The sequence below is a fragment of the Rhizobium album genome (genome assembly GCF_003122325.1).
GTDB classification, from domain to species: domain Bacteria; phylum Pseudomonadota; class Alphaproteobacteria; order Rhizobiales; family Rhizobiaceae; genus Metarhizobium; species Metarhizobium album.
Genome location: NZ_QFBC01000001.1, coordinates 155,095 through 180,967 on the forward strand (window position 1 = coordinate 155,095; position 25,873 = coordinate 180,967).

The window sequence follows — 25,873 nt, forward strand, 5'->3', positions numbered from 1 at the left end:
TCAGACGATCCCGCCGCCCGAACCGGTGACCGCCGGCCGCTCCGCCGCCACCTTCGCCCGGTAACCCGAGGCGCGGAAGCAGGAGACGGGCGATATCGCGCCGCCGTTTTCCAGTCGCGCCATGGCGAGGATCGGTTCCACGTCGGTGCGGAAGGCGGCTTTCAGCGTTTCCGATCCCATCAGCGCATCGTTGCCGTGCTGATAGCCGGCAAGGGCTGCACGATCCACCAGCAGCGCCTGCGCATAGGCGCGGCTCACCTCGGTCGCGCTGATCATCAGGCTTTCGATCGGGTCGGTGACGTTGTGGCTCTGGTCGAGCATGTGCGCCGGGTCGAAGCCCGCCGCAGCCCGTGTTTCCGCATCCACCAGTTCGTTGAACACCAGGAACAGCCGGTAGGGATCGATCGAGCCGGTGTCGAGGTCGTCGTCGCCATATTTCGAATCGTTGAAATGGAAACCGCCGAGCTTGCCGAACTGGATCAGGCGGGCGACGATCATCTCGATGTTGGTGTTCGGCGCGTGATGGCCGAGATCGACGAGGCAGAAGGCTTTCGGACCGAGTTCCTGGGCGATCAGCAGGTTCGTGCCCCAGTCCTGCACGACAGTAGAATAGAAAGCGGGCTCGAACATCTTGTGTTCGCTGAAAATCCGCCAGTCGTCCGGCAGCCTGGCATAGACCGCCTTCATCGAGTCGAGATAACGCTCGAAGGCTTTGGTGAAATTCACCTGCCCCGGAAAATTCGAGCCATCGCCGATCCACACCGTCAGCGCCTTGGAGCCGAGTTTTTCGCCGATCTCGATGCATTCGATATTGTGTTCGACGGCCTGTGCCCGGGTCGCGGCATCGGCATTGGAAAGCGAGCCGTATTTATAGGAATGCATCTGGCCCGGCTGGTCCTGGAAGGTATTGGAGTTCATGGCGTCGAAGCCGAGCCCTAGCGCCTCGCCTCGCTGCTTCAACGCGCCCAGATCGGCCACCTTGTCCCATGGAATGTGCAGCGAAACGGTCGGCGTCGCCCGCGTCAGCTGCTGGATGACGGCGCAGTCCTCCAGCTTGTCGAAAATGTTGCGCGGCTCGCCCTTGCCGGGATAGCGGGCAAACCGCGTGCCGCCGGTGCCGACGCCCCAGGAGGGCACGGCGACGCCGTAAGCCGCCACCTTGCGCTTGACCGCATCGATATCGATGCCGCGGCGGGAAAGCTGTTCGCCGAGCGCGTGGTAATCCGCCTTGAGGGCGGCGCGGCGCTTGTCGTTTTCGGCCGCCACCAGCGCGGCCTCGATCTTGAGTTCCGTCATGTTCTCCTCCCCGGACACATGAACCATCCCGCGTTTCTCTGCGTTATGGGTTTGTTGAATAAAGGTTTTCGGAGGTCCCCTTGGACGTCGTTCGCATTCTGATCGCCATTCTCCTGCCGCCGGTCGGCGTCTTCCTGCAGGTCGGTCTCGGCCTGCATTTCTGGCTCAACATCCTGCTGACGCTGCTCGGTTATATCCCGGGCATCATCCACGCCGTCTGGGTGATCCTCCGCAAGTGATCAGCGCGTGAACGACTGCGCGTTGCCGGCATCGACATTGATGATGTTGCCGGTCGATTTTGCCGACATGTCGGATGCCAGGAAGAACACCGCCTCGGCGACATCTTCCGGATAGACGCCGAGCTTCAGCATCGAGCGCTTGCGGTAGTGCTCCTCCAGCTCGTCCGGGCTCATATTGTAGGCGGCGGCACGCTGCTCGCGCCATTCGCCGGTCCAGATCTTCGAGCCGCGCAGCACGGCGTCCGGGTTGACGGTGTTGACGCGGATGCCGAATTCCGCCCCTTCGAGCGCCAGGCAGCGGGCCAGATGGATTTCCGCCGCCTTGGCGGTGCAATAGGCCGACGCGTTGACCGAGGCGGCCAGTCCGTTCTTGGAGGCGATGAACACCATGTTGCCGCCGATCTTCTGCTGCTTCATCAGGCGGAAGGCCTGGCGCGAGACGAGGAAATAACCGGTCGCCAGAATGGAGATGTTGCGGTTCCAGGTGGCGAGGTCCGTCTCGTCGAACGGCGAGGCCGACGAGATGCCGGCATTCGACACCAGGATGTCGATGCCGCCGAAGGCGGTCACGGCTTCGTCGAAGGCGCGGATCACCTGATCTTCCGATGTCACGTCCAGCATCACGCCCTCGGCCGCATCACGACCATGCACGCCACACAGCTCATCCTTGGCCGCGGCAAGCGCATCGGCATCGATGTCGGCGATGACGACGCAGGCGCCGTCGCGGATCAGCCGGTGCGCCGTCGCCTTGCCGATGCCGCCGGCGCCGCCGGTGACGAAGGCGACCTTGCCGGCCAGTGGCTTCGGCTTCGGCATGCGCTGCAGCTTGGCTTCTTCCAAGAGCCAGTATTCGATATCGAAGGCTTCCTGCTCCGGCAGCCCGACATAGGTGGAGACGGAGGAGGCGCCGCGCATCACATTGATGGCGTTGACATAGAACTCGCCGGAAATCCGTGCCGTCGCCTTGTCCTTGGCGAAGGTCAGCATGCCGACGCCGGGCACCAGATAGACCACGGCATTCGGATCACGGATAGCCGGGCTGTCGGCGCGTTTGCAGCGTTCGTAATAGGCGGCGTAATCCTTGCGGTAGGCGTCGAGCGCTGCCGGCAGGCCGGCGATGGTCGCTTCGACGTCCGGTTTCGCCGGATCGAAATCCACCACCAGCGGCCGGATCTTCGTGCGCAGGAAGTGGTCGGGGCAACTGGTGCCGAGCGCGGCCAAGGCTTCCATCTCACGCGAGGAAACGAATTCCAGCACGGCGGGGCTATCGTCGAAATGGCCGAGCTTGCGCTCGTCGGCGCTGATCAGGCCGCGCAGCACCGGCATCAACTGGCGCGCCACGGCGCGGCGCTCGTCGGCCGGCAGCACCTTCACCTTGGGGCCACCGAAGACCTCGCCCTTGATTTCGCCTTCCAGCCAGTTGATCGCCTTGTTGATGATCTCGACCGTCGTTGCGTAGCATTCCTTGGCGGTGGCGCCCCAGGTGAACAGGCCGTGGCTTTCGAGGATCAGGCCGCGGGCGTTGGGGTTCTCTTTGCAGAATTTCTCCAGCCAGAGGCCAAGTTCGAAGCCCGGGCGTTTCCACGGCAACCAGCCGATATCGTTGCCGAAAATCGTCTGCGTCAACTCCTTGCTGTTCTTCGAGGCGGCGATGGCGATGATCGCGTCGGGATGCATGTGGTCGACATGCTTCTTCGGCACGAAGGCATGCAGCGGCGTATCGATCGAGGCCGCGCGCGGATTGAGGTTGAAGGTGCAATGCGGCAGGTAGCCGACCATCTCGTCTTCGTGCTCAAGCCCGCGATAGAGGCCCTTCAGCGCTTCCAGCTTGTCCATGTAGAGCGTCGCGAAACCGTCGAGCTTGATGGTGCCGACGTCGCCGCCCGAACCCTTGACCCACAGCACCTCCACCGGCTGGCCGGTCAGCGGATCGCGCTCGGTCGCCTTTGCCGAGGTGTTGCCGCCGCCGTAATTGGTGATGCGCTTGTCGGAGCCGAGGAGATTGGAACGATAGAGAAGCAGTTCCGCCTCGTTCTTGCCCGCCGCCTTGGCGTCATCCCACAAATCCGCAAGGTGCGAGCCCTGGTTTCCACTTGCCATCGCTGAGATCCTCCCATGCGCGGACCGTTGGGCCGGTCCCGCTTTGCTTCGCTCAAATTCCATGGAAGAACGGCGATTGTCAATCACAAACGATCAAATTCGATCATGATGCGCTGCACAATGAAAAAATATGATTGTTTGTGATTGACACTGCGCGAAGATGATGGAAGCATGACAGGCATTGGAGGAACCATGCACGAAAAAGAACGCCATCGGATCATCATGTCCGCCATCCAGGGCAAGCCGGTCGTGACCGTTGCCGAGCTGGTGGAGCTGACGGAAAGCTCCGAAGCGACGATCCGCCGGGACATCGCGGCGCTGCACGTGCAGAAACGGCTGCGCCGGGTGCGCGGCGGGGCGGAGGCGCTGCATCCGCCGCAGTTCGTCGGCCTGGCCGGTCGGCCCTTCAGCGTCAGCGAAACCATGCATGCGCGGGAAAAGCAGGCGATCGCCAAGGAGGCGGTGGCGCTGTGCGAGGACGGCGACCCGATCATCCTCAACGGCGGCACGACGACGTTCCAGATGGTGCATTTCCTGTCGAACCGGCGGATGCACATCTTCACCAACTCGTTTCCGATCGCCGAACATCTCCTGAAGAATTCCAAGAACACCATCATGCTCTCCGGCGGCGTGATCTATCGCGAGCAGAGCGTCATCCTCTCGCCTTTCGAAAATGACGTGACGCGCAATTTTTATGCGCGCCGCATGTTCATGGGGGCGCAGGGTCTCGGGCCTCTCGGATTGATGGAAACGGATCCGCTTTTGATCCAGGCCGAGCAGAAACTTATCGACCAGGCGGACGAACTCGTCGTGCTCGTCGATTCATCGAAATTCCGGCAGCGTTCCAGCCTCATCCTGTGTGGGCTGAAGCGCATCGCCACCGTCATCACAGATTCGGGCATCGAGGACAGGCATGCCTCGATGCTGGAAGAGGCCGGCGTTCAGCTGATCGTCGCCGAAACGCAAGGAATGAGAGAGGAACAGCCGTCGATCGCCTGAGGAGTGGGTGCCGACGGTCTTTGAACAACAAAGGGAGGAACGGACATGAAGATTTTGAAGACGCTGCTGGTGACGGCAGCCATTTCCACGGCGCTGATGGCCAACATGGCGCATGCGGAAAACAAGAAGATCGCCCTCGTCGTCAAGGCGCTCGGCATCGGCTTCTTCGAAGCGGCCAACAAGGGCGCCCAGGAAGCTGCGAAGGAACTCGGCGACGTCGAGATCATCTACACCGGCCCGACGACCACGACGGCCGAAGGCCAGATCGAAGTGATCAACGCGCTGATCGCCCAGAAGGTCGATGCCATCGCCGTGTCCGCCAACGATACGGATGCCCTGGTGCCGGCGCTGAAGAAGGCCCAGGATCGCGGCATCAAGGTGATCTCGTGGGATTCCGGCGTCGCCAAGGATGGCCGCGCCCTGCATCTCAACCCGTCGTCCAGCCCGCTGATCGGCAACATGATCATCAAGCTCGCCGCCGACAACCTGCCGGAAGGCGGTGATGTCGCGGTTCTTTCGGCAACCGCTACCTCGACCAACCAGAACGTCTGGATCGAGGAAATGACCAAGGTGCTGCCGAACTACAAGGGCATCAACGTCGTCGCCACAGTCTATGGTGACGACCTCGCCGACAAGTCCTACCGCGAAACGCAGGGCCTCATCCAGAAGTACCCGAACCTGAAGGCGATCATCGCACCGACCTCCGTCGGCATCGTCGCTGCGGCGCAGGCCGTCACCGACGCCGGCAAGATCGGCCAGATCAACGTCACCGGCCTCGGCCTGCCTTCTGAAATGGCGGCGCATGTGAAGTCTGGCGCGTCAAAATCCTTCGCCATCTGGAACCCGATCGACCTCGGCTATTCGGCTGCCATGCTCTCCTACGACCTGATCAACGGTGCCGAGGCCAAGCCGGGCGCGGAACTCAAGATGGGCCGCATGGGCACGCTGAAACTCGACGACAACAATGAAGGCGCCATGGCCGACCCCTTCATCTATGATGCTTCGAACGTCGAAGAATTCGCCAAGATCTTCTGATTTTGAAGTTGGCGGGTGGGGGGTGTCCCTCACCCGAACCCTCTCCCCGCTGGGGGGAGAGACGATGAGTATGCCGAACCCACGTCCTCCATCGCATCGTTGACGATGGTCTCAAAGCCGTGCCGCGAGTTCCTTCTCCCCGTCACGACGGGGAGAAGGGTCCGAAGGACGCAGGCGGATGAGGGGCAAGAGCACTCTCAACAGTCATTGCCGTGCAAACTCGGCACTCCATACTAAACCAACGGACTCGACCATTGCTGCACGACACCACCACATCGCGGATCGCGCCCGCCATCACGCTCGAGGGGATCTCGAAATCCTTTCCCGGCGTTCGCGCTTTGTCGGATGTGTCGCTGACGCTGTATCCCGGCAGCGTCACCGCTCTGGTGGGAGAAAACGGCGCCGGCAAGTCGACGCTGGTCAAGATCCTCACCGGCATCTACAAGCCGGATGGCGGTAGCATCCGCATCAACGGCACGGCCGTTTCTTTCCCCACCGCACACGCCGCCTCCAAGGCCGGCGTCACCGCCATCCATCAGGAAACGGTGCTGTTCGACGATCTGTCGGTGGCGGAAAACATCTTCATCGGCCACGCGCCGAAAACGCGTTTCGGCTTCGTCGACTGGGCTTTCGTTAATGAAAAGGCCCGCGCCCTGCTGAAGGAAATCGGCGCCGACATCGATCCGTCGATCCGCCTACGCGATCTCGGCATCGCCAACCGCCATCTGGTGGCGATTGCCCGTGCCCTGTCGATCGATGCGCAGGTCGTGATCATGGACGAGCCGACAGCGGCGCTGTCGCACAAGGAAATCCATGAACTCTCCGAGCTTGTCGAAAAGCTGAAAGCCGCCGGCAAGGCGATCCTGTTCATCAGCCACAAGTTCGACGAGATCTTTCGGATTGCCGATCGCTACACCGTCTTCCGCGACGGCCGGATGGTGGGTGAGGGGCTGATTTCGCAAACCACCGAAGACCAGCTGGTGCGCATGATGGTCGGCCGCGACGTCGGTCAGGTGTTTCCCAAGAAGCAGGCCGAAATCGGCGAACCGGTGCTTACCGTTGCCGGCTACCGCCACCCGACGGAATTCGAGGACATCAATTTCGAGCTGCGCCGCGGCGAGATTCTGGGCTTCTACGGACTTGTCGGCGCCGGACGCTCCGAATTCATGCAATCGCTGTTCGGTGTCACCAAACCGTCCGCCGGCGCGGTGCGGATCGACGGCAACATCGCCGTCATCCGCACCCCCTCGGAAGCGATCGCGCAGGGCATCGTCTACGTGCCGGAAGAGCGCGGCCGCCAGGGCGCCGTCATCGGCCTGCCGATCTTCCAGAACGTCACGCTGCCGTCGCTCGGCCAGGTCTCCCGCAAGGGCTTTTTGCGCATGGCGCGCGAATTTGCGCTGGCGCGGGAATATACCGCGCGGCTCGACCTGCGTGCCGCCTCGCTGGACCAGGATGTCGGCACGCTGTCGGGCGGCAACCAGCAGAAGGTGGTCATCGCCAAGTGGCTGGCCACCAAGCCGAAGGTCATCATCCTCGATGAGCCGACCAAGGGTATCGACATCGGTTCCAAGGCTGCGGTGCATGCCTTCATGAGCGAACTGGCGGCCGAAGGCCTCAGCGTCATCATGGTGTCTTCGGAAATTCCTGAGATCATCGGCATGGCCGATCGTGTCATCGTCATGCGCGAAGGCCGGATCGTCGGCCGTTTCGAACGCGAAGAATTGACCGCCGAACGGCTGGTGCGCGCTGCCGCCGGCATCGGCGCGGTGCCGGGGGAGGGCGCCTGATGCTCACCATGTTTTTGCGCAGCCGCGAATTGTTGCTCCTGGTGGCGATTGCAGCACTGCTCGTCGTCGTCACCTGGCGCTTTCCGGGGTTCATCACCCTCGCCAATCTCGCCAATGTCTATAATGACACGTCGATCCTGATCATCCTGGCGCTCGGCCAGATGGTCGTCATCCTGACGCGCTGCATCGACCTGTCGATGGCCGCCAACCTGGCGCTCTGCGGCATGGTCGCGGCGATGCTGAATTTTTACGTGCCCGGCCTGCCGGTGCTGCTGCTGGTGCTGATCGCCGTCGTGCTCGGCACCGCGCTCGGCGCCATCAACGGCCTGCTGGTCTGGAAGCTCGACATTCCGCCGATCGTCGTCACCTTGGGCACCATGACCATCTTCCGCGGCACCATCTTCCTGCTCAGCGGCGGCGCCTGGATCAACGCCCACCAGATGAGCGACCTGTTCAAGAGCCTGCCGCGCGGTATCGTCGCCGGCATGCCGGTGCTGTCCTGGCTGTCGCTGGCGGTGATCATTGCCATGCTGGTGGTCATGCGCCGCACGCCGACCGGCCGCGCCTTTTATGCCGTCGGCGGCAATCCGCATGCGGCCGTCTATACCGGCCTCGATGTCGGTTACACCCGTTTCAAGGCCTATTGCCTGTCGGGCGGTTTTGCCGGGCTTGCCGGTTATCTCTGGGTATCGCGTTATGCCGTCGCTTATGTCGATATCGCCGCCGGCTTCGAGCTGGATGTCGTCGCCGCCTGCGTCATCGGCGGCATTTCGATCGCCGGCGGTGTCGGCACCGTGCCGGGGGCGGTGCTCGGCGCACTGTTCCTCGGCATCATCAAGAACGCCCTGCCGGTGGTGAACATCTCGCCTTTCGCCCAGATGGCGATTTCGGGCACGGTGATCATCATCGCCGTCGCCGTCAACGCCCGGGCGGAACGGCGCAAGGGCAGGGTCATCCTCAAGCGCGCGGAGCATGTGGCATGATCAGCGTCGAACAGACAGCCCGTTATGTTCCCGATCGGCTGAAAAGCCCGGCAGCCCGTTGGGTGAAAAGCTGGGAAAGCCTGCTGATCGTCGTGGCGCTGGCGATCTTCATCACCAACTCCTTCGCCTCTCCATATTTCCTCGATCCTTGGAACCTCTCCGACGCGTCGTTCAATTTTACCGAAAAGGCGCTGATCGCCTTCGCCATGGCGCTGGTGATCATTTCCGGCGAAATCGACCTCTCGGTCGCCGCCATCATCGCGCTCACCTCGACGGCCATGGGCTATGCGGCACAGGCCGGCTTCGATACGCCGATGCTGGTGGCGATCGGCCTTGCCACCGGCCTTGGCTGCGGCGCGATCAACGGGCTGCTGGTCACCGGCCTCGGCCTGCCGTCGATCGTCGTCACCATAGGTACCATGAGCCTGTTTCGCGGCACCTCCTTCATCATCCTCGGCGACCAGGCGTTCACCAGCTATCCCGCAAGCTTCGCCTATTTCGGCCAGGGTTATGTCTGGTGGGTGTTTTCCTTCGAACTGGCGCTGTTCGTCGTTGCGGCGATTGTTTACGGCCTGCTGCTGCACAAGACGAATTTCGGCCGCGCCGTCTATGCGATCGGCAACAATGCGACGGCGGCACTTTTCTCCGGCATCCGCGTCGGCCGCATAAAATTCATCCTGTTCCTGCTGACCGGCCTGATGGCGGGCATGGCGTCGATCTGCCTGACGTCGCGGCTCGGCTCGACCCGCCCGTCGATTGCGCTCGGCTGGGAACTGGAAGTGGTCACCATGGTCGTTCTCGGCGGCGTCAACATCCTCGGCGGTTCCGGCTCCATCCCCGGCGTCGTCCTGGCGGCGCTGATCATGGGCATGGTCACCTTCGGTTTCGGCCTGCTCAACGTGCCGGGCATCGTCATGTCGATCTTCATCGGCCTGCTTCTGATCCTCGTCATCGCCCTGCCAATCGTCTACGGACGGTTGAGCCGTCGCTGGGCCAGGAGCGCGGCCTGAGCCATGCAGAACATTTCCCGCGTCGCCGTCATCGATATCGGCAAGACCAATGCCAAGGTGGTGCTGTTCGACCTCGCCACGTCGAGCGAAGTCGCTGCCCGCACCGTTCCCAACCGTGTCCTCGACACCGCGCCCTATCCGCATTTCGATACGGAGGCATTGTGGACCTTCATCCTTTCGGCGCTGAAGGAACTTCATGCGGAACGCGGCTTCGAGGCGATCTCGATCACAGCCCACGGCGCGACGATCGTCGTGCTCGACGGCAAGGGTGAGCTTGCCCTGCCGGTGCTGGATTATGAGCATGCCGGCCCAGATGACCTCGCCGCCGAATACGACGCGATCCGGCCGCCCTTTGCCGAAACCGGCTCGGCCCGCCTGCCGGGCGGCCTCAATGTCGGCGCGCAGCTCTTCTGGCAGAAACAGCGTTTTGCCGATCTCTTCGACCAGGTCGAGACCATCATCGCTTATCCGCAATATTGGGCCTTTCGCCTGACGGGCGTGCTCGCCAACGAAATCACCTCGATTGCCTGCCACACCGATCTCTGGGCGCCGTGGAAGAACGACTACTCGACGCTGACGGATGCCATGGGCTGGCGACGGAAAATGCCGCCGATGTGCAAGGCGGACGAGGTGCTCGGCACCCTCCGACCCGACGTCGCCGCCGCGACCGGCCTGCCGGCCGACATGCCCGTCTATTGCGGCCTGCACGATTCGAACGCGTCCCTGCTGCCGCATCTCTGGGCGAGCGAACCGCCCTTCGCGGTGGTCTCGACCGGCACCTGGGTGGTGATGCTGGCGCCCGGCGCCCGGCCGGTCTCGCTCGACGAACATCGCGATACGCTGGTCAATGTCAGTGCGCTGGGCCAGCCGGTCCCCTCGGCGCGCTTCATGGGCGGCCGCGCCTTCCAGTTTCTCGCCCCTGCCGGCGACGTGGAAATCCTGCCGGCGGACCGGAAACGGGTGCTGGAGGAGCCGGTGTTCTTCCTGCCGTCGCTGCCGGAAGGGTCCGGGCCTTTCCCGCATCGTCATGGCGGCTGGTCATGCGAAGAAGGCAGCCTGTCGCCCGGCGCCCGTCTTCTGGCGGTTTCTTATTATCTGGCGCTGATGACGGCAACCAGCCTCGACCTCATCGGTGCCGAAGGCGATATCGTCGTCGAAGGGCCGTTCGCCGCCAATCCGTCCTATCTCGACATGCTGGCGGCAGCGACCGGCCGTCCGGTTCGCCTGAGCGCGGGGACGACGGGTACGAGCCTCGGCACGGCCGGCCTGGTGTTGCGGGACAAGCATGAGATCGCGCCGCGCACCCGGATCTGGACCGCCGATGCCGATGCGGCGCTGGCCGCCTATGCAGCTGCCTGGAGAGCCGCGGTGGCGGCACAATCGGAATAATCAAAAGAAAAGGCACGCCACCTGATGCTGCGTGCCTTTTCGATTCAAAATGGACAAGAAGAAGACCCTTGGCCTGATGCCGGTTGCTTTCTTCCGCCGCTCTTTTGCTCGATTCGCGATGGAGATTTCTTCCCACCGGATGCGTTTCAAGCATTACAGTTCAAATTTGGAATTCAGAAAATCCGGATGCCCGTTTCTCGTCGCCCCATTTCAATATCCAGAAGCAAGCCTATTGCTGCCAATGTCAGGACGGTGATAAGCGAAGCGCCTATTCCAAGAACAATCATTGCTCGTTCCTCCGTCGGCATCATCGCCAACTTGCATCTTAAGCTCTAAGACCTGGAACTTGCCTCTGGCTTGCGTCTCCGGCCCCGCGGAACTGTCCCCGTTCGGCGCAAATTCCATGGCAGGCGTGCCGATTTGACGAAACACTGGAAGATGACTATAGACAATTAACCTTCAGGCAAGGAATTAACCATAAATATTTGAAGGCACGTCGGAATGGGATTTCGTTTCCTGGAAATCCCGACCAGGCATGACGCCGCACCGCCGTACCGGTATCGATCCGGTATCTCTCACAAAGCAGTTGCAGAAACAGCCTTTGGAGACAGCGTTGGCATTCGCCTGGGGCCGATATCCCCGACCGATCCCGTTTCTCCGCGGCATGTCTGGCGCAATCAGTTCGGCCGACCGCACGTTCATGCGGCGGCCCAGTCGCATGGGGTTTTTGTTGGGGCACGAGGGGCCATCAGATCAGTCGCAGCGGACGCAGGGCAGCCTGCGCGATCGCTTGAGATTTGCCGGTCTCGACGGCGATCGGTGCGACCTCGTGCGCCGGTATCGCCCCATGCTGCAGCCGCTGGTCGAAGCCGGCCTGCGCGATCTCTTCCACCGGTTCCAGACCTTTCCCGATGCGGCCCGCGTCTTTTCCAGCGAACGCCAGGTCGAGCGCATGCACGATCTGCAGTCGTCGCATTGGGACGTTTTGACCGACGCCCGTTTCGACAGCCTGTATGCCGAGCGCGTCAAGGTGCTTTCGGATGCCGAGAGCAAGATGGGCATCGACCCGCGCTGGCACGTGGCCGGCCATGCAGTCGTCATGGAACACCTGCTCTCCGGCCTCATCGGTGAACTGGACGGCTGGCACGTCACGCCGGCGAAACGCAGGCGCGCCCGCGAACTGGGCGAGGTCCTTTCCGCCGTCATGCGCATGGTGCTGGTGGATGTCGAAATCGCCGTGTCGCTGCGCTTCAACCAGCAGCGCTTCCAGCACAAGCGCCAGCTGGACGACCAGCGGCAGGCGGATCACGCCGACGTCGAGCGCCTGTTCGGCGATGTGTTTCGTGGCCTGGCCTCCCGGGACCTGACGGTGAGGGTGGCCGGCGAGGTGCCGGACCTCTATTCCGAGCTTGCCGAAACGCTGAATTCCGCTCTCGACGAAATGCAGACGGCCTTGAGCTCGTTTGCCGAACGGTCGGAAGCGGCCGAAGCTGCGGTCGGCTGTCTTGCCGGCGATGCCGGCACGCTGGTCGGCCATGCGGCTCGCCAGTCGCAGCAATTGCTCGGCACCGCAAACCTGCTCGGCGGCATCGCAGCCCGCGTCCGCGAAAGCGTCGGCTTCACGAAATCTGCCGAACAGATTGCCCTGGCGACCCGTTCGGCGGCGGAAGACAGCGGCAATGTCGTCGGCAAGGCGATCAGCGCCATGGCCGATATCGAGACATCCGCGTCCCAGATCGGCGAGATCATCGGCGTCATTGACGAGATCGCCTTCCAGACCAATCTCCTGGCGCTGAATGCCGGCATCGAGGCGGCGCGCGCCGGCGACAGCGGCCGCGGTTTCGCCGTCGTCGCCCAGGAGGTCCGGGCTTTGGCGCAGCGGTCCGCCGATGCCGCCCGGGAAATCAAGACGCTGGTGGGCGGCACGAAATCCCAGGTCGAGGCCGGTGTCCAGATGGTCGGCCGCACCCAGGACGCGATCGGCAACATCGTCCGCCAGGTCACCGACATCAACGCGGCGATATCGGATATCGCCCGGTCGACGGAAGAGCATGCCAGCGGCCTGGATGCCGTCACCGCCGATCTCGGCACGCTTGGCGGCGACATCGGCAGCCACGCCGAGCTTGCGCGCCGCACCGGGACGGAAACGGACGAGCTTCACAACGTCATCCTCGAACTCGGCGAGACCATTCGCGAATTCCGCATCCACCGGCAGGAATATGCTGCACGCCAGGCCGCGCCGAAGGCCGCCCCCTTGGCGCCGGCAAGGACCGCGATCTTGCCGTCTGCGCGGCAAATATCCCGCGAGAATGACGTTCGGAACAATTTTAATCGTCCGATTCACCGAATGGGAAGCATGCGATGAGCGGTTTCTTTACCACCTTTGCTTATAAACGGGACATGGGGTGGCGACATGCGGCCGTGCCGAGGGGGCAACCGATACGTCCGGCCGATGCAAAAACCCTGATGTTTGACGGACGCGACAGACGAGGAACGATCTGATGGCGAGCAAAGCGGGCGCGCAGAATGTGAAATTGGCCGCAGTTCTGGACCTCAACGAGGCCACGACGCTGCAAGGGACGCTCCAGTCCTTGCGTGGGAGCGATATCGTAATCGACGCTTCGGCGGTGGAACGCTGCGGAACCCAGTGTATCCAGGTTCTCCTGGCGGGAGCAAAGGCTTGGGAAGAGGACAAGAAGACCTTCACCATCGGCAAGGTTTCCGATGCGTTTGAGAAAACGACCCAACTCATCGGTGTCAATTTCGAGCAGCTGCTCGGCAAGGAGATTCGGCAATGAAAAAACGAGTTCTGACCGTGGATGATTCACGGACGATCCGGAACATGCTTCTGGTGACCCTCAACAATGCGGGTTTCGAAACGATCCAGGCCGAAGACGGCGTGGAAGGCCTCGAAGTCCTGGAAGACTGCAATCCCGATGTCATCGTCACCGACATCAACATGCCGCGCCTGGACGGTTTCGGTTTCATCGAAGGCGTTCGCCGCAATGAAAAATACCGTGCCATCCCGATCCTGGTCCTGACCACGGAAAGCGACGCGGAAAAGAAGAATCGCGCACGCCAGGCCGGGGCCACCGGCTGGATCGTGAAGCCGTTCGACCCGACGAAACTGATCGATGCCATCGAACGTGTAACCGCCTGAACCGGGAACTTCTCCTATGGATATGAACGAAATCAAAGAGATCTTTTTCCAGGAGTGCGAGGAGCAGCTCGCGGAGCTGGAATCCGGTCTTTTGAAGCTGAATGACGGTGATCGCGACCCGGAAACAGTCAATGCTGTTTTCCGTGCCGTTCACTCGATCAAAGGTGGTGCAGGTGCGTTCGGTCTGGACGATCTGGTTGCCTTTGCTCACGTTTTCGAAACGACTCTTGATTGCGTTCGTTCCAACAAGCTCGAGCCGACCCAGGACGTGCTCAAGGTCATGCTCAAGTCGGCCGACGTCCTGGCCGACCTGACCAATGCCGCCCGCGACGGCGGCAGCGTCGACGAATCGCGCAGCCGCGGCCTGGTCAAGGAGCTGGAAGCTTTGGCGCATGGCGAAGTTCCGGCACCCAGCGCCGCCGTCGAGGCGCCGGTGCCTAAGGCAGCGGCTCCGGTGGTTGCCGTAGCGCCGACGGATCCGAGCGGTTTCCAGCCGATCCCGTTCTCCTTCGACGATTTCGGCGGGGAAGACGAACCCGCAGCCGCGCTGCCGACCTACGAGGTCACGTTCAAGCCGCGTGCGGAACTGTTCTCGAAGGGCAACGAAGCCTCGCTGCTTTTGCGTGATCTCTCGCGCATCGGCGAGATGAGCATCTTTTGCAACACCGACGACGTGCCGGCGCTCCACAAGATGGATCCGGAAGGCTCCTACCTGCACTGGGTCATCTCCATCAAGACCGACAAGGGTGAAGACGGCATTCGTCAGGTTTTCGAATTCGCCGAGTGGGATTGCGAACTCGACATCAAGCTGCAGGAAGACGATGCTGCGTCCGCTGAAGCTGACAGCGAACTGCCGATGATCCCCGTGCCGTTCGACCTGTCGATCCTCGACGACGGCCCGGCCGTCGCCGAGGCCGACACGTCTGCCGATGTCGCCGCCGCCGTCGCTGCCGCCGATACGGCCAGCAACGTCATGCAGATGGCGGGTGCCGCCGCGCGCGGTGAGAAAAAGGAATCCGCCGCGACCGCCGCGGCTGCTGCTGCCAACAACGCCCAGGCTGCCAACAATGCCAGCGCCGGCCAGACGATCCGTGTCGATCTCGACCGCGTCGACCGCCTCATCAATCTCGTCGGCGAGCTTGTCATCAACCAGGCGATGCTGTCGCAGAGCGTCATCGAAAACGACAACAACGGCACGTCGTCGATCAATATGGGCCTCGAGGAGCTGCAGCAGCTCACCCGCGAGATCCAGGATTCGGTGATGGCCATCCGTGCGCAGCCGGTCAAGCCGGTCTTCCAGCGCATGGCCCGCACCGTTCGCGAAATCGCCGACATCACCGGCAAGTCGGTCCGCCTTGTCACCGAAGGCGAAAACACCGAAGTCGACAAGACCGTCATCGACAAGCTCGCCGAGCCGTTGACTCACATGATCCGCAACGCCGTCGACCACGGCCTGGAAATGCCGGAAAAGCGCGTCGCGCTCGGCAAGAACCCGGAAGGCACGGTCAAGCTCACCGCCAAGCACCGTTCGGGCCGCATCGTCATCGAATTGACCGACGACGGCGCCGGCATCAACCGCGAGAAGGTGCGCCAGAAGGCGATCGCCAACGACTTGATCTCGGCCGATGCCAACCTGACGGACGAAGAGATCGACAACCTGATCTTCCACGCCGGCTTCTCCACCGCCGACAAGGTCTCGGACCTTTCCGGCCGCGGCGTCGGCATGGACGTGGTCAAGCGCTCGATCCAGGCACTCGGCGGCCGCATTTCGATCTCCTCCAAGCCCGGCCAGGGCTCGACCTTCTCCATGAGCCTGCCGCTGACGCTCGCCGTCCTCGACGGCATGGTGGTCACCGTGGCCGGCCAGACGCTCGTCGTGCCGCTGACGGCGATCGTCGAGACGCTGCAGCCGGAAGCCTCGTCGATCCATTCCTTCGGAGCGACGCAGCGCCTGATCTCGATCCGCAACTCTTTCTGCCCGCTGGTGGATGTCGGCCGGATCCTGAATTTCCGCGCGATGCAGGCAAATCCGGTGGAAGGCGTGGCGCTTCTGGTCGAATCCGAAGGCGGCGGACAGCGCGCCCTGATGGTCGATGCGATTCAGGGCCAGCGTCAGGTCGTTATTAAGAGTCTTGAGGCAAATTACACGCATGTGCCGGGAATTGCAGCGGCCACCATTCTGGGCGACGGGCGCGTTGCGCTCATCCTCGATGTGGATGCGGTCGTTGCAGCCTCGCGCGGTCAGTCGCTCAAGCAGGAAATGTCATTAGCTTCCGTTGGATGAAATCATGTCGTACCTCGTAAAAAATCTGACACAGGGAAGTCGTGAACTTATCGCCTTTCGCATTGGTGACCAGGAATTTTGCGTGAACATCATGTCGGTCCGCGAGATTCGCGGCTGGACGCCGGCAACGCCGATGCCGCATTCGCCTTCCTACATGAAAGGCGTGCTCAATCTGCGTGGCGCCGTGCTGCCGATCATCGATCTGTCGGCGCGGCTCGGCATGCGGCCGACCGAACCCAGCCCGCGCCACGTCATCATCGTGGCGCAGGTCAACCGCAAGGTTGTCGGCCTGCTGGTCGAAGCGGTTTCCGACATACTGACGGTGACCGACGACAACATCCAGCCGACGCCGGAAATCTCTTCGGATCTCGAAAAACAGTTCGCCCGCGGCATTCTGGCGATCGACAAGCGCATGATCTGCCTTGTCGAACTTGAAGGGCTCTTCCCAGACGAAAGCGAGGCAGCATGAATGCCATCAGCCTGAGCGATCACCGGCAATCGCCGGACGAGGTGCTGGCGAGTGGAGAATATCCTCTGACGCGCCGCGACCTTTCGGAGATCGCGGCGATGATCTACGCGGATGCGGGCATTTATCTCAACGACTCCAAGGCGTCGCTGGTCTATTCGCGCCTGTCGAAGCATATCCGCACGCTCGGCCTGAGCGGTTTTCGCGAATATTGCCAGCTGGTGTCCTCGCCGGCCGGAGCGGGCCCGCGCCGTGAGATGCTGTCGCATCTGACGACGAACTTCACCCGCTTTTTCCGGGAGAATCATCATTTCGAGCACCTGAAGAACGACGTGCTGCCGGAATTGCTGACCCGCGCCAAGTCCGGCGGTCGCGTCCGCATCTGGTCGGCGGCCTGCTCGGACGGGCAGGAGCCCTATTCGATCGCATTGACGCTGCTTTCGGTCATGCCGAATGCCGCCGATTACGATATCCGCATCCTGGCGACCGATATCGATCCGAAGATCCTGGCGCTCGCACGGGCCGGCGTCTACGACGAGACGGCGCTGGAAACGGTGTCTCCGGCCATGCGCAAGCAATGGTTCCGTGAAGTCGACGTCAGCGGCCGCCGCAAGTTCCAGATCGACGACCGCGTCAAGAAGCTGATCACCTTCAACGAACTGAACCTGATGGCACAATGGCCGTTCAAGGGACCGTTCGACGTGATTTTCTGCCGCAATGTGGTCATCTATTTCGATGAGCCGACGCAGATGAAGATCTGGTCGCGCTTCGCCACCAACCTGCCGGACGGCGGATATCTCTACATCGGCCATTCGGAACGTGTTTCCGGCGACGCCAAGAACCTGTTCGACAATATCGGCATCACCACCTACCGGTATACCGGCGGCAGGGCGGGGAGAAAAGTATGAGCGTACCTGCCCGGGTTCTTGTCGTCGACGACTCGCCCACGATGCGTGGCCTGATCACGGCCGTGCTGAGCGCCGATCCGGATGTGAGCGTCGTCGGTCAGGCCGGCGACGCGCTGGAAGCGCGCGAGGCGATCAAGAAGCTCAATCCCGACGTGGTCACCCTCGATATCGAGATGCCGAACATGAACGGTCTCGATTTTCTGGAAAAGATCATGCGGCTGCGTCCCATGCCGGTGATCATGGTGTCCAGCCTGACCCATCGTGGGGCCGACGCAACGCTTGCGGCCCTAGAAATCGGCGCATTCGACTGCGTCAGCAAGCCTGTGCCGGGCGAACCGAGGCCGTTCACCGACCTTGCCGACAAGGTCAAGGCGGCAGCCCGGTCGCTGCGGTCCATCAGCCGGCCGGCGGTCTCGGCCCCGGCCCCGGTGGTGGCTCCTACCAGTGATTTCCGTGTCGGACGAAAGATCGTGGCCATCGGCTCCTCGACGGGCGGCGTCGAGGCGTTGATCACGGTCTTGCAAAAATTTCCGGTCAATTGTCCGCCGACCGTCATTACCCAGCATATGCCCTCCACCTTCACCAAGAGCTTTGCCGAGCGGTTGAACCGCATCTGCGCGCCGGCGGTGCAGGAAGCCACGGACGGCGCACGGTTGGAAATCGGAAAGATCTATCTTGCACCCGGTGGCGACCGCCACCTGCAAGTCACGAATGCAGCAGCTCCCTGCTGCCGTCTCATTGAACGGGACCCCGTCAACGGCCATCGGCCATCGGTGGATGTCCTGTTCGATTCGGTCGCTGAACTGGCGGGTCGCAATGCCGTGGGGGTCATCCTCACCGGCATGGGACGCGACGGTGCGGCCGGTTTGCTCAAGATGCGTCATGCAGGTGCGCGTACCATTGGGCAAAACGAAAAAACCTGCGTGGTCTACGGGATGCCAAGGGTTGCTCACGAGCTCGGCGCCGTTGAGCAGCAACTCCCCCTTGGAGCCATCGGGGAAGAAATCCTGAAATTTACAGCCGCCCGAAAAGAAGGGAGCGATTAATGTCTATAGCCGAAAAAATCAAAGTTCTGATCGTCGACGATCAGGTCACCAGCCGGTTGCTGCTCAGCGATGCCTTGGTCCAGCTCGGATTCAAGCAGATCACCTCCGCAGGCGATGGCGAGCAGGGCATGAAGATCATGGCCGAGCAGCCGCATCACCTCGTCATCTCCGACTTCAACATGCCGAAGATGGACGGCATCGGTTTTCTGCAGGCCGTGCGTGCGAACCCGAACACCAAGAAGGCTGCCTTCATCATCCTGACCGCGCAGGGCGACCGCGCACTGGTGCAGAAGGCCGCGCAGCTGGGCGCCAACAACGTCCTGGCAAAGCCGTTCACCATCGAGAAAATGAAGGCGGCGATCGAGGCCGTGTTCGGAGCCTTGAAATGATGACGGATACTGCAGCCAGGCGCGTGAACATCATCCAGGGAGAGTACAAGGTCATCGACGATCCGAATGTCGTGCTGACCACCATCCTTGGGTCGTGTGTGGCTGCATGTCTCAGAGACCCGGTCGCCGGCGTTGGGGGGATGAATCATTTCCTCTTGCCGGGGTCAGCTTCTGCGATGTCGGCTGGCGGTGACGCGACCCGCTACGGCGTCCATCTGATGGAACTGCTGATCAACGGGCTTCTGAAAAAGGGCGCCAGACGAGACCGGCTCGAGGCCAAGATCTTCGGCGGCGCCAAGACGATCGCCACCTTCTCGAATGTCGGCGATCAGAATGCCGCCTTTGCCATGCAATTTTTGCGGGACGAAGGCATTTCCGTCGTCGGCTCGAGTACCGGCGGCGAATATGGCCGCAAGCTGGAATACTGGCCTGTCAGCGGCCGTGCGCGCCAGTATCCTCTGACGGGTGCGGAAACGCAAAAAACGGTGGCTCTGGAGCAGAGGCCTGCGCCTGCGCCCCGTCCGGTGGAAAGTTCAATCGAGTTTTTTTAAGGACTGTTTTAGACTATGCTGCCGGACATTGCCAACCAGACCCAGGCGGTCGAGGAATCGCTACCCGAAATTCTCATGCGGATTGTTTCGGAGCTGCACGACGTCGCCTATCTGATCGAGCGCATCGAACCGCAGCTCCTGGAGCTCGGTGGTGCGGAGATTCTCGCCTCACCCGATTCCATGAAGATATTGCAGGGCATCGATCTTGCCGTGCAGAAGACGCGCGGCCTTGCCGAATTCATCGACACCGTTACGGGAACCGTGCCGGAAAACTGGATCGTCGATGTTGCGACCGCCCTCAGCCTCGTCAAGCTTGCCGACATGCAGAAGGCGCTCGGCGGTGGGATGCGCCACGGCCATTCGCAGCCGCTGACCAAGGTGGCTGGTGACTTCGACCTCTTCTGAGGCTCTTCCTTCCTTTCACGCCCTGACAAATATCAAGCTTTCCGGCCGCTTTCCGGCCCCGAAAACCATTTAACGAAACGTTCGCGCAAGCTTCGCTTCTTAGTGTCGCAGCAGAGAATTAAGACTCTTCCTCTCTGGTTGACGGTGCGAGAACAGAATGAATCTGTTAAATCAATTACTTCAGGTTTTTAGGAACTTTGCCTCCCTGGGGCAGGCGCGTTTGCTGACCCTGATTGGGGTTGGCGTCGTCTCGATGGCAATCATCCTGTTCGCCGCATTCTACGTCAACAAGCCGGCATACGAGACACTCTATGTCGGGCTTGAGGCAAACGATCTCAACCAGATCAGTGTCGCGCTTGCGGAAGCGAGCATGGATTTCGAAATCGGCACCGACGGCAAGAGCCTGCGGGTTCCGGCTGGAAACACCGGCAAGGCCCGGCTCCTGCTCGCCGAACGCGGCCTGCCGAACAGCGCCAATGCCGGTTACGAACTCTTCGACAATGTCGGCTCGCTCGGCCTTACATCCTTCATGCAGGAAGTCACCCGGGTTCGCGCACTGGAAGGTGAAGTCGGCCGCACCATCCAGACGATCAACGGTATTTCCGCCGCACGGGTCCATATCGTCATGCCCGATGTCGGCAACTTTCGCCGGGGTGAGCAGAAACCGACCGCGTCGGTGATGATCCGCGCCGGTGCCGAAGCGGGCCGCAAGGCCGCCGCTTCGATTCGTCACCTGGTTGCCTCCTCCGTTCCTGGCCTCGACGCCGACGACGTGACGATCCTCGACTCCACCGGCCAGCTTCTCGCCTCCGGCGACGACAGCGCCAACGGTTCGCTGGCGCGCAATCTCGGTATCGTGCAGTCGGTCCAGAACGAAGTCGAATCGAACATCGACAAGGCCCTGGCGCCGTTCCTCGGCATGGACAACTTCCGTTCGAGCGTCACCGCACAGCTGAATACCGACAGCCAGCAGATCCAGGAAACGGTTTTCGATCCGGAATCCCGCGTCGAGCGGTCGGTCAGGATTACCAAGGAAGCCCAGAAATCGCTCTCCCGGCAGGCCGACACCGCCGCCACCGTCGAGCAGAACGTCCCGCAGGCTGGCCCGGAAGGCAGCACCGGTCCGGAATCGTCCGACGAAGCCGACAAGAAGGAAGAGCAGACCAACTATGAAATCAACAGCAAGACCGTTGCCACGACCCGCAACAGCTACAAGCTCGAAAAACTGTCCGTCGCCGTCGTCGTGAACCGTGGGCGGATCGCCAAGATGGTCGGCGAGCCGGCCGATCAGGCGAAGGTCGATGCCTATCTTGCCGAAATGCAGAAGATCGTCAGCTCTGCGGCTGGCCTCGATACCGCCCGTGGCGACGTCGTGACCGTCACCGCGATGGACTTCCTGGAAAACCAGCTTCTCGACGAAGCCGCGTCCGGTCCCGGTGTCATGGATATGCTGAGCCGCAACATGGCGGGCATCATCAACTCGCTGGCCTTCGTTGCCGTGGCTTTCCTGATCGTCTGGCTGGGTGTCCGTCCGCTGGTCCGCTCGGTCGGTGCAGACGCTGCCGCCGGCGAGGCCCTGGCCCAGCAGGAAGCAGGACTGGAGTTGCCCGACTTCGCGCCCTCGACGGGTGGCGGCACCGGCCTCATGGACGGCTTCGGTTCGGATTTCGGTTTCGACAGCACGGACGACATGCTCATGGACGGCGACGAAGGCGGCTTCAACCGCCGGGTTCGCGAAGGACCGGAACGACGCCTGGCGCGAATGGTGGAGATCAGCGAAGAACGCGCCGCCAAGATCCTCCGCAAATGGGCCATCGACGAGGCCGCCTGATCCCAAAACACCGGTCCGCACCCGCGAGCCGGTGTTTTCATTTCGAAGGCGGCTGTCGATTTCGGCGAAAGTTTGTCACGACAAGAGTCAGGTCTGCGACAGTTTAGCAACTGTGCCTTTCAACCGTCCGCAGGTCTAGTTCAGCAGAATATCCATGGCGGCAAAGCATCGCCTTTTGACAAATGCGATTTCTGTGTTGCTCTCCCGGGAATTCCATTGGAGGACACCGGACGGTGCCTCAAAAAAATACAAGAACGACATGATTGTCCGGTTCGATAGACAGACCAGAAAAAATCGCAGTGCTCGTTAAATTTGATTTATGTCATCGCTACGTTGTGAAAATAATGAGATAAATACCGTAACGATCCATATTCAAAAACAATAGAATATTCTTCAGGTAAGGTTTGTACAGTTCACCATTGGTGAGCGTTTCCAAGAATAATATTCTTATTTGATGTGTATTGTGCGAAAAAATAGCTGGAAACGGCGGTTCGATTTGGTTTTTTGGGAAATTCGTTGCCGCCTTGCGGGAATCATATTACGGTGCGGATGCTGGGTGTTCCCGTATATTGGCAAAAATTTGGCGAATCGCATCACAAAATTCAGGCTGGGTAAATCCCTAAAGCTTGGTGGTGCCGCGATTGCCTTTCTTGTCTAGACTGCAGTGATTCGGCAGATATGTGGATTTTGACCTGTCGCAGGATATCTGCGCATCGATCGTTGGGGGCCGGGGCGGTTCGGGCCGGAATTCGGCTCTCGATGTGAGCCCCATGGGAGTGCAATATGGAAGTGGAGACATTGCAGTCCGACATAGCGCTCAAAGGCCGTCCTTTCGTGGGGAGCGGCCCGTTGTCCAAGGCGATGTCCCGGGAGCAACTGATCGGCAGGCTGGCACGGCTGGCCGGTTCGAATCATCTTCCCGCAGGCATGGCTGCTCTGACCGAATATGTCGGTGCCTCGCATTATCTTCTCGCCCGATACGACCTGGTGCAGGAGCAGGGGCTCGAATTCGTGGTGTCCTCGAATTGGCCCTTCGACCTGGTGCGGCGCCTGAGCGTCGATCTCGCCAGCCTGTATTCCCGTTCGACGGAGCTGGAGAAGTGCCTCTCCATTCTGCAGCCGAGCTTCGCCTTGCTGCCCGATGATGTCGAGCTTCCGGCCGGCGTCAGCCAACAATATTGTTCCCTGACCTTCAATGTCGGCCGCACGCGTCTGTCGCTGATGCTGCTTTTTGCCGATGGCATCATCCTCTCGCAGGACCGGCTGCGCGACGTCGGCCTGTTTGCCGGATATTATTCCAGCTTCGCGCGGGCACGCGACCAGAAGGCGGAACGGGATTTCGATCTGACCGAACGTGAACTCGAGTGCCTCTTCTGGATCGCCGAAGGCAAGACAAGCGATGAGATCGCGATGATCCTGGGAATATCGCGCAACACGATCAACAACTACATCACCAGCGTTATGCGCAAGACAGCAACCAAGACCAGGTCGGAAGCCATCGCTTATGCGGTGCGCAACAACCTGGTCTGACGGGAAGATAGATGGCGTATTCGCAGGACAAGAACGGTGAATCTCCAGGTGAGATCAGGACGTTCCGCATGACGCGGATCACAAGTCGCTCGGACCTGTTTCCCCGCCTCGTGTCGATGCAGAAGATCATCAACGCCCGGCATTTTGCCGTATTTCGCATCTCCGGCGGCGGCCTGCCCAGCAAGCGCAAGCTGGTCTGTGAGCTCGAAAACTGGGGGCCGTCGAACATCACCGCATCGCAGATGTTCGTCGAGGCCTATGGCGATGCGCTGATCGACCATATGGAGAAATCGCTGCTGCCGCTGATGTGGAACGGCCGCGACGAGGCGAGCATTGCCGAGACGTCGGATCTCGACATGTTCACGGTGCGCCTGAAGGGGCGGCTCCTGCCGTTCTCGGGTGTCGCCTTTCCGGTGCGGCTCGGCGCCGTCGGCAACGGCTACACCATGTTCACATCCAACTACATCGACCTGGCGAGCGACGCGCTCGTCGACCTGCACGGCAAGAGTTGCCATATCATGATGGACCTGCTGTCGCTCGACGAGCGGCGGGCGGTGCCGGCTGAAACACTAAGCGAGCGCGAGGTCGCCTGCCTGCAACTGGCCGGCGACGGCCGCATCAGCGACGAAATTGCCGACAAGCTCGGTCTCTCCGTCCATACCGTCAACGCCTATCTCGGCTCCGCGACGATCAAGCTCGATTCGGTCAACCGCATCCAGGCCATCGCCAAGGCGATCCGTCTCGGTTACATTAGCTGATCGTGCCGTCGATATCGCTTGCCTTCAAACGCCGGTGCGTTCGGAGCAGGGGGGGCGAAGCCCCTTTGCGGGGCTTGCGGCTCAGGCCGACTTCCTGAAGCGTTCCGTCGCCTTGACGAACTTCGACTCTTCCAGGCTGCGGGCGAGGAAGGCGGTATTTTCGTCCGGGTTCGCCGACGGGTTCTGGAAGGCGATATGATTGATCTCGATACCGGCCACGGTATCGCTCAGCATCAGTTGCGCATAGATCGTCACGCCCGGCGGCTTGATCTCCAGATCGAGGGTGACCTCCGGTACGCCGCCCCATTCCAGCGTGTAGTTCCCGCCCGCGCCGAAATTCACCGTGCCGGGGTGGAAGAACAACTCCGCGGCCGATGAAACGAGGTCCGCGAGATTGGCATGATATTCGAAGCGCAGAAGGGAGATGAGATCTGCGGCGTCGAGCAGACGAAGTTCTGTCGCGACCGGGCTGATCGCGTCTGCAATGATTTTTTCACGGTGTGTGGAATAGGGGCATTTTTTCATCAGGCTTAGTGAACCCGTCTGTTTGGTTGCATCGCATAAACACGGTGAATCAGTTCAGCGACAGCTTTGTAAAATACTGACGGGATGACACTATCGATCGAGACTTGCGCAAACATGGAGCGGGCAAGCGGCGGGTCTTCAAAAACCGGGATGCCGTTTTCCGCGGCGATTTCGCGAATTTTCAGGGCAATGAGGTCCTGGCCCTTGGCGACGACCACCGGGGCGTCGTTTTCTTCCCGCACATACCGTAGCGCAACGGCAAAGTGGGTCGGGTTGGCGATGACCAGCGTGGCGCGCGGCACGTTGCCGATCATCCGTCGGCGGGCGCGGTCGCGGGCGATGGATCGCTGGCGCGCCTTGATGACTGGGTCACCTTGCGATTGCTTGTATTCGTCCTTGACCTCCTGCTTCGTCATCTTCAGCTGGGTGAACCAGTGATGGCGCGTCCAGAAGAAATCGACGATCGCCACGGTAGCGGTGGCAAAGAGAATCACGATCATGATCTTCTTGACCGTGGCAGCCATCTTGACGAAGACGACCTGCGGATCGGAAAACATCGCGTCGATCGACGAGAAAAATTCGCCTCTCAGGGCAAAAAACATGATCAGCGACACGATCATGATCTTGAACAGCGATTTGCCGAATTCGACGAAACCCGGCGCGCTGAACATGCGCGACCAGCCTTTCATCGGCGATATGCGTGATACTTGCGGCCTGATTCGCTCCAGTACGAAACTCGGCATGTTCTGCAGGATCGAGGAGCCGACACCGAAGAGCAGGAAAAGCACGAAGGCCGGCACTAGCAGCGCGCTGGATTCCCACACGAGATGCACGAAGAGGGACAGGACGTCGGTGCTCGTTTCGATCTTCCATTGGTCCGGCTGCTCGAAAAGGTCGCGCAGTGTTTCGCCGATGCGGGCGATGCCGGAGGGGATGAAGAAAATCAGGTAGATGTAAAAGGCGACGGAAGACGCGAAGATCGTGACTTCGCGGGAGAAGGGAATGTTGCCCTTTTCAGCCGCGTCACGAATTTTTTTCTCTGATGGGGCTTCTGTTTTACTATCTTTGTCTTGGTCGTCAGCCATACGCGCTGCCTTTCACAAAGAAAAAAGCCCGTGACGAATCACGGGCGACTCTTCCCAGTAAAATTACGCTTTTGCGCATTGGCGGGCAACAAGC

General features: G+C 61.2%; 25 protein-coding genes. 21 read left to right on the forward strand and 4 right to left on the reverse strand.

Annotated elements, in window-relative coordinates:
- Positions 1 to 1,296: an L-rhamnose catabolism isomerase gene (gene rhaI / locus DEM27_RS00795; protein WP_109456286.1), complete on the reverse strand. Its 1,296-nt coding sequence runs from the start codon at positions 1,294 to 1,296 to the stop codon at positions 1 to 3.
- A gap of 80 nt (positions 1,297 to 1,376) precedes the next feature.
- Here rhaI and DEM27_RS00800 point away from each other — a divergent pair, with 80 nt between their 5' ends.
- Positions 1,377 to 1,535 (forward strand): YqaE/Pmp3 family membrane protein, encoded by a 159-nt coding sequence (locus tag DEM27_RS00800; protein WP_109456287.1) that lies wholly within the window; start codon positions 1,377 to 1,379, stop codon positions 1,533 to 1,535.
- Here DEM27_RS00800 and DEM27_RS00805 read toward each other — a convergent pair whose 3' ends face one another.
- Positions 1,536 to 3,635, reverse strand: coding sequence for a bifunctional rhamnulose-1-phosphate aldolase/short-chain dehydrogenase (locus DEM27_RS00805; protein ID WP_109456288.1), 2,100 nt, complete (start codon positions 3,633 to 3,635; stop codon positions 1,536 to 1,538). It abuts the gene before it with no gap.
- 192 nt (positions 3,636 to 3,827) lie between these two features.
- Between DEM27_RS00805 and DEM27_RS00810 the strand changes: the two genes are divergently transcribed.
- The 20 genes from DEM27_RS00810 to visR all read left to right on the forward strand — a co-directional run bounded on the left by DEM27_RS00810 (position 3,828) and on the right by visR (position 24,169).
- Positions 3,828 to 4,634 carry a DeoR/GlpR family DNA-binding transcription regulator gene (locus tag DEM27_RS00810; protein WP_109456289.1) on the forward strand — a complete coding sequence of 269 codons (807 nt, stop codon included), beginning with the start codon at positions 3,828 to 3,830 and terminating at the stop codon, positions 4,632 to 4,634.
- Between the two features lie 45 nt (positions 4,635 to 4,679).
- Positions 4,680 to 5,669 (forward strand): rhamnose ABC transporter substrate-binding protein, encoded by a 990-nt coding sequence (rhaS, locus tag DEM27_RS00815; RefSeq protein ID WP_109456290.1) that lies wholly within the window; start codon positions 4,680 to 4,682, stop codon positions 5,667 to 5,669.
- 281 nt (positions 5,670 to 5,950) lie between these two features.
- On the forward strand, positions 5,951 to 7,459 hold the full coding sequence (locus DEM27_RS00820) for a sugar ABC transporter ATP-binding protein (protein ID WP_109456890.1): 1,509 nt from the start codon (positions 5,951 to 5,953) through the stop codon (positions 7,457 to 7,459).
- Positions 7,459 to 8,442 carry an ABC transporter permease gene (locus DEM27_RS00825; RefSeq protein ID WP_109456291.1) on the forward strand — a complete coding sequence of 328 codons (984 nt, stop codon included), beginning with the start codon at positions 7,459 to 7,461 and terminating at the stop codon, positions 8,440 to 8,442. Before DEM27_RS00820 ends, DEM27_RS00825 begins: the two co-directional genes overlap by 1 nt.
- A complete protein-coding gene (locus DEM27_RS00830; protein ID WP_109456292.1) occupies positions 8,439 to 9,452 on the forward strand; it encodes an ABC transporter permease in 1,014 nt (337 codons plus the stop codon). The genes DEM27_RS00825 and DEM27_RS00830 overlap by 4 nt, the downstream gene beginning before the upstream one ends.
- Before the next feature lie 3 nt (positions 9,453 to 9,455).
- Complete coding sequence (locus DEM27_RS00835) at positions 9,456 to 10,841, forward strand: FGGY-family carbohydrate kinase (protein WP_109456293.1); 1,386 nt, start codon at positions 9,456 to 9,458, stop codon at positions 10,839 to 10,841.
- Positions 10,842 to 10,865: 24 nt separating this feature from the next.
- A complete protein-coding gene (locus DEM27_RS33445) occupies positions 10,866 to 11,177 on the forward strand; it encodes a hypothetical protein (protein WP_128755413.1) in 312 nt (103 codons plus the stop codon).
- 382 nt (positions 11,178 to 11,559) lie between these two features.
- A complete protein-coding gene (locus DEM27_RS00840) occupies positions 11,560 to 13,206 on the forward strand; it encodes a globin-coupled sensor protein (RefSeq protein WP_245445596.1) in 1,647 nt (548 codons plus the stop codon).
- Between the two features lie 136 nt (positions 13,207 to 13,342).
- The gene (locus DEM27_RS00845; protein ID WP_109456294.1) at positions 13,343 to 13,639 is read left to right on the forward strand and encodes an STAS domain-containing protein; all 297 of its coding nucleotides are present in this window, start codon (positions 13,343 to 13,345) and stop codon (positions 13,637 to 13,639) included.
- Positions 13,636 to 14,001 carry a chemotaxis response regulator CheY1 gene (gene cheY1, locus DEM27_RS00850; protein ID WP_109456295.1) on the forward strand — a complete coding sequence of 122 codons (366 nt, stop codon included), beginning with the start codon at positions 13,636 to 13,638 and terminating at the stop codon, positions 13,999 to 14,001. Before DEM27_RS00845 ends, cheY1 begins: the two co-directional genes overlap by 4 nt.
- A 16-nt stretch (positions 14,002 to 14,017) precedes the next feature.
- The gene (locus DEM27_RS00855; protein WP_109456296.1) at positions 14,018 to 16,285 is read left to right on the forward strand and encodes a chemotaxis protein CheA; all 2,268 of its coding nucleotides are present in this window, start codon (positions 14,018 to 14,020) and stop codon (positions 16,283 to 16,285) included.
- Positions 16,286 to 16,289: 4 nt separating this feature from the next.
- Positions 16,290 to 16,754, forward strand: coding sequence for a chemotaxis protein CheW (locus tag DEM27_RS00860; RefSeq protein ID WP_109456892.1), 465 nt, complete (start codon positions 16,290 to 16,292; stop codon positions 16,752 to 16,754).
- A complete protein-coding gene (cheR, locus tag DEM27_RS00865) occupies positions 16,751 to 17,659 on the forward strand; it encodes a protein-glutamate O-methyltransferase CheR (protein ID WP_109456297.1) in 909 nt (302 codons plus the stop codon). Before DEM27_RS00860 ends, cheR begins: the two co-directional genes overlap by 4 nt.
- Positions 17,656 to 18,705, forward strand: coding sequence for a protein-glutamate O-methylesterase CheB (cheB, locus tag DEM27_RS00870; protein WP_109456298.1), 1,050 nt, complete (start codon positions 17,656 to 17,658; stop codon positions 18,703 to 18,705). Before cheR ends, cheB begins: the two co-directional genes overlap by 4 nt.
- Positions 18,705 to 19,094 (forward strand): response regulator, encoded by a 390-nt coding sequence (locus tag DEM27_RS00875; RefSeq protein ID WP_109456299.1) that lies wholly within the window; start codon positions 18,705 to 18,707, stop codon positions 19,092 to 19,094. The genes cheB and DEM27_RS00875 overlap by 1 nt, the downstream gene beginning before the upstream one ends.
- The gene (gene cheD / locus DEM27_RS00880; RefSeq protein ID WP_109456300.1) at positions 19,091 to 19,645 is read left to right on the forward strand and encodes a chemoreceptor glutamine deamidase CheD; all 555 of its coding nucleotides are present in this window, start codon (positions 19,091 to 19,093) and stop codon (positions 19,643 to 19,645) included. Before DEM27_RS00875 ends, cheD begins: the two co-directional genes overlap by 4 nt.
- A gap of 15 nt (positions 19,646 to 19,660) precedes the next feature.
- Positions 19,661 to 20,050: a chemotaxis protein CheT gene (gene cheT / locus DEM27_RS00885; protein ID WP_109456301.1), complete on the forward strand. Its 390-nt coding sequence runs from the start codon at positions 19,661 to 19,663 to the stop codon at positions 20,048 to 20,050.
- A gap of 157 nt (positions 20,051 to 20,207) precedes the next feature.
- Entirely contained in the window at positions 20,208 to 21,881 is a 1,674-nt protein-coding gene (gene fliF / locus DEM27_RS00890) for a flagellar basal-body MS-ring/collar protein FliF (protein WP_109456302.1), read from the forward strand.
- Between the two features lie 783 nt (positions 21,882 to 22,664).
- Positions 22,665 to 23,411 (forward strand): transcriptional regulator VisN, encoded by a 747-nt coding sequence (gene visN, locus DEM27_RS00895; protein WP_109456303.1) that lies wholly within the window; start codon positions 22,665 to 22,667, stop codon positions 23,409 to 23,411.
- A gap of 11 nt (positions 23,412 to 23,422) precedes the next feature.
- Complete coding sequence (visR, locus tag DEM27_RS00900) at positions 23,423 to 24,169, forward strand: transcriptional regulator VisR (RefSeq protein WP_109456304.1); 747 nt, start codon at positions 23,423 to 23,425, stop codon at positions 24,167 to 24,169.
- An 81-nt stretch (positions 24,170 to 24,250) separates the two neighbouring features.
- On the opposite strand, the gene DEM27_RS00905 is transcribed toward visR, so the two are convergent.
- Together DEM27_RS00905 and flhB are read right to left on the reverse strand one after the other, a co-directional pair.
- Positions 24,251 to 24,694, reverse strand: a complete 444-nt coding sequence (locus DEM27_RS00905) for a hypothetical protein (RefSeq protein ID WP_109456305.1) — start codon at positions 24,692 to 24,694, stop codon at positions 24,251 to 24,253.
- A gap of 5 nt (positions 24,695 to 24,699) precedes the next feature.
- On the reverse strand, positions 24,700 to 25,779 hold the full coding sequence (gene flhB, locus DEM27_RS00910) for a flagellar biosynthesis protein FlhB (RefSeq protein ID WP_109456306.1): 1,080 nt from the start codon (positions 25,777 to 25,779) through the stop codon (positions 24,700 to 24,702).
- Positions 25,780 to 25,873 lie beyond the last annotated feature (94 nt).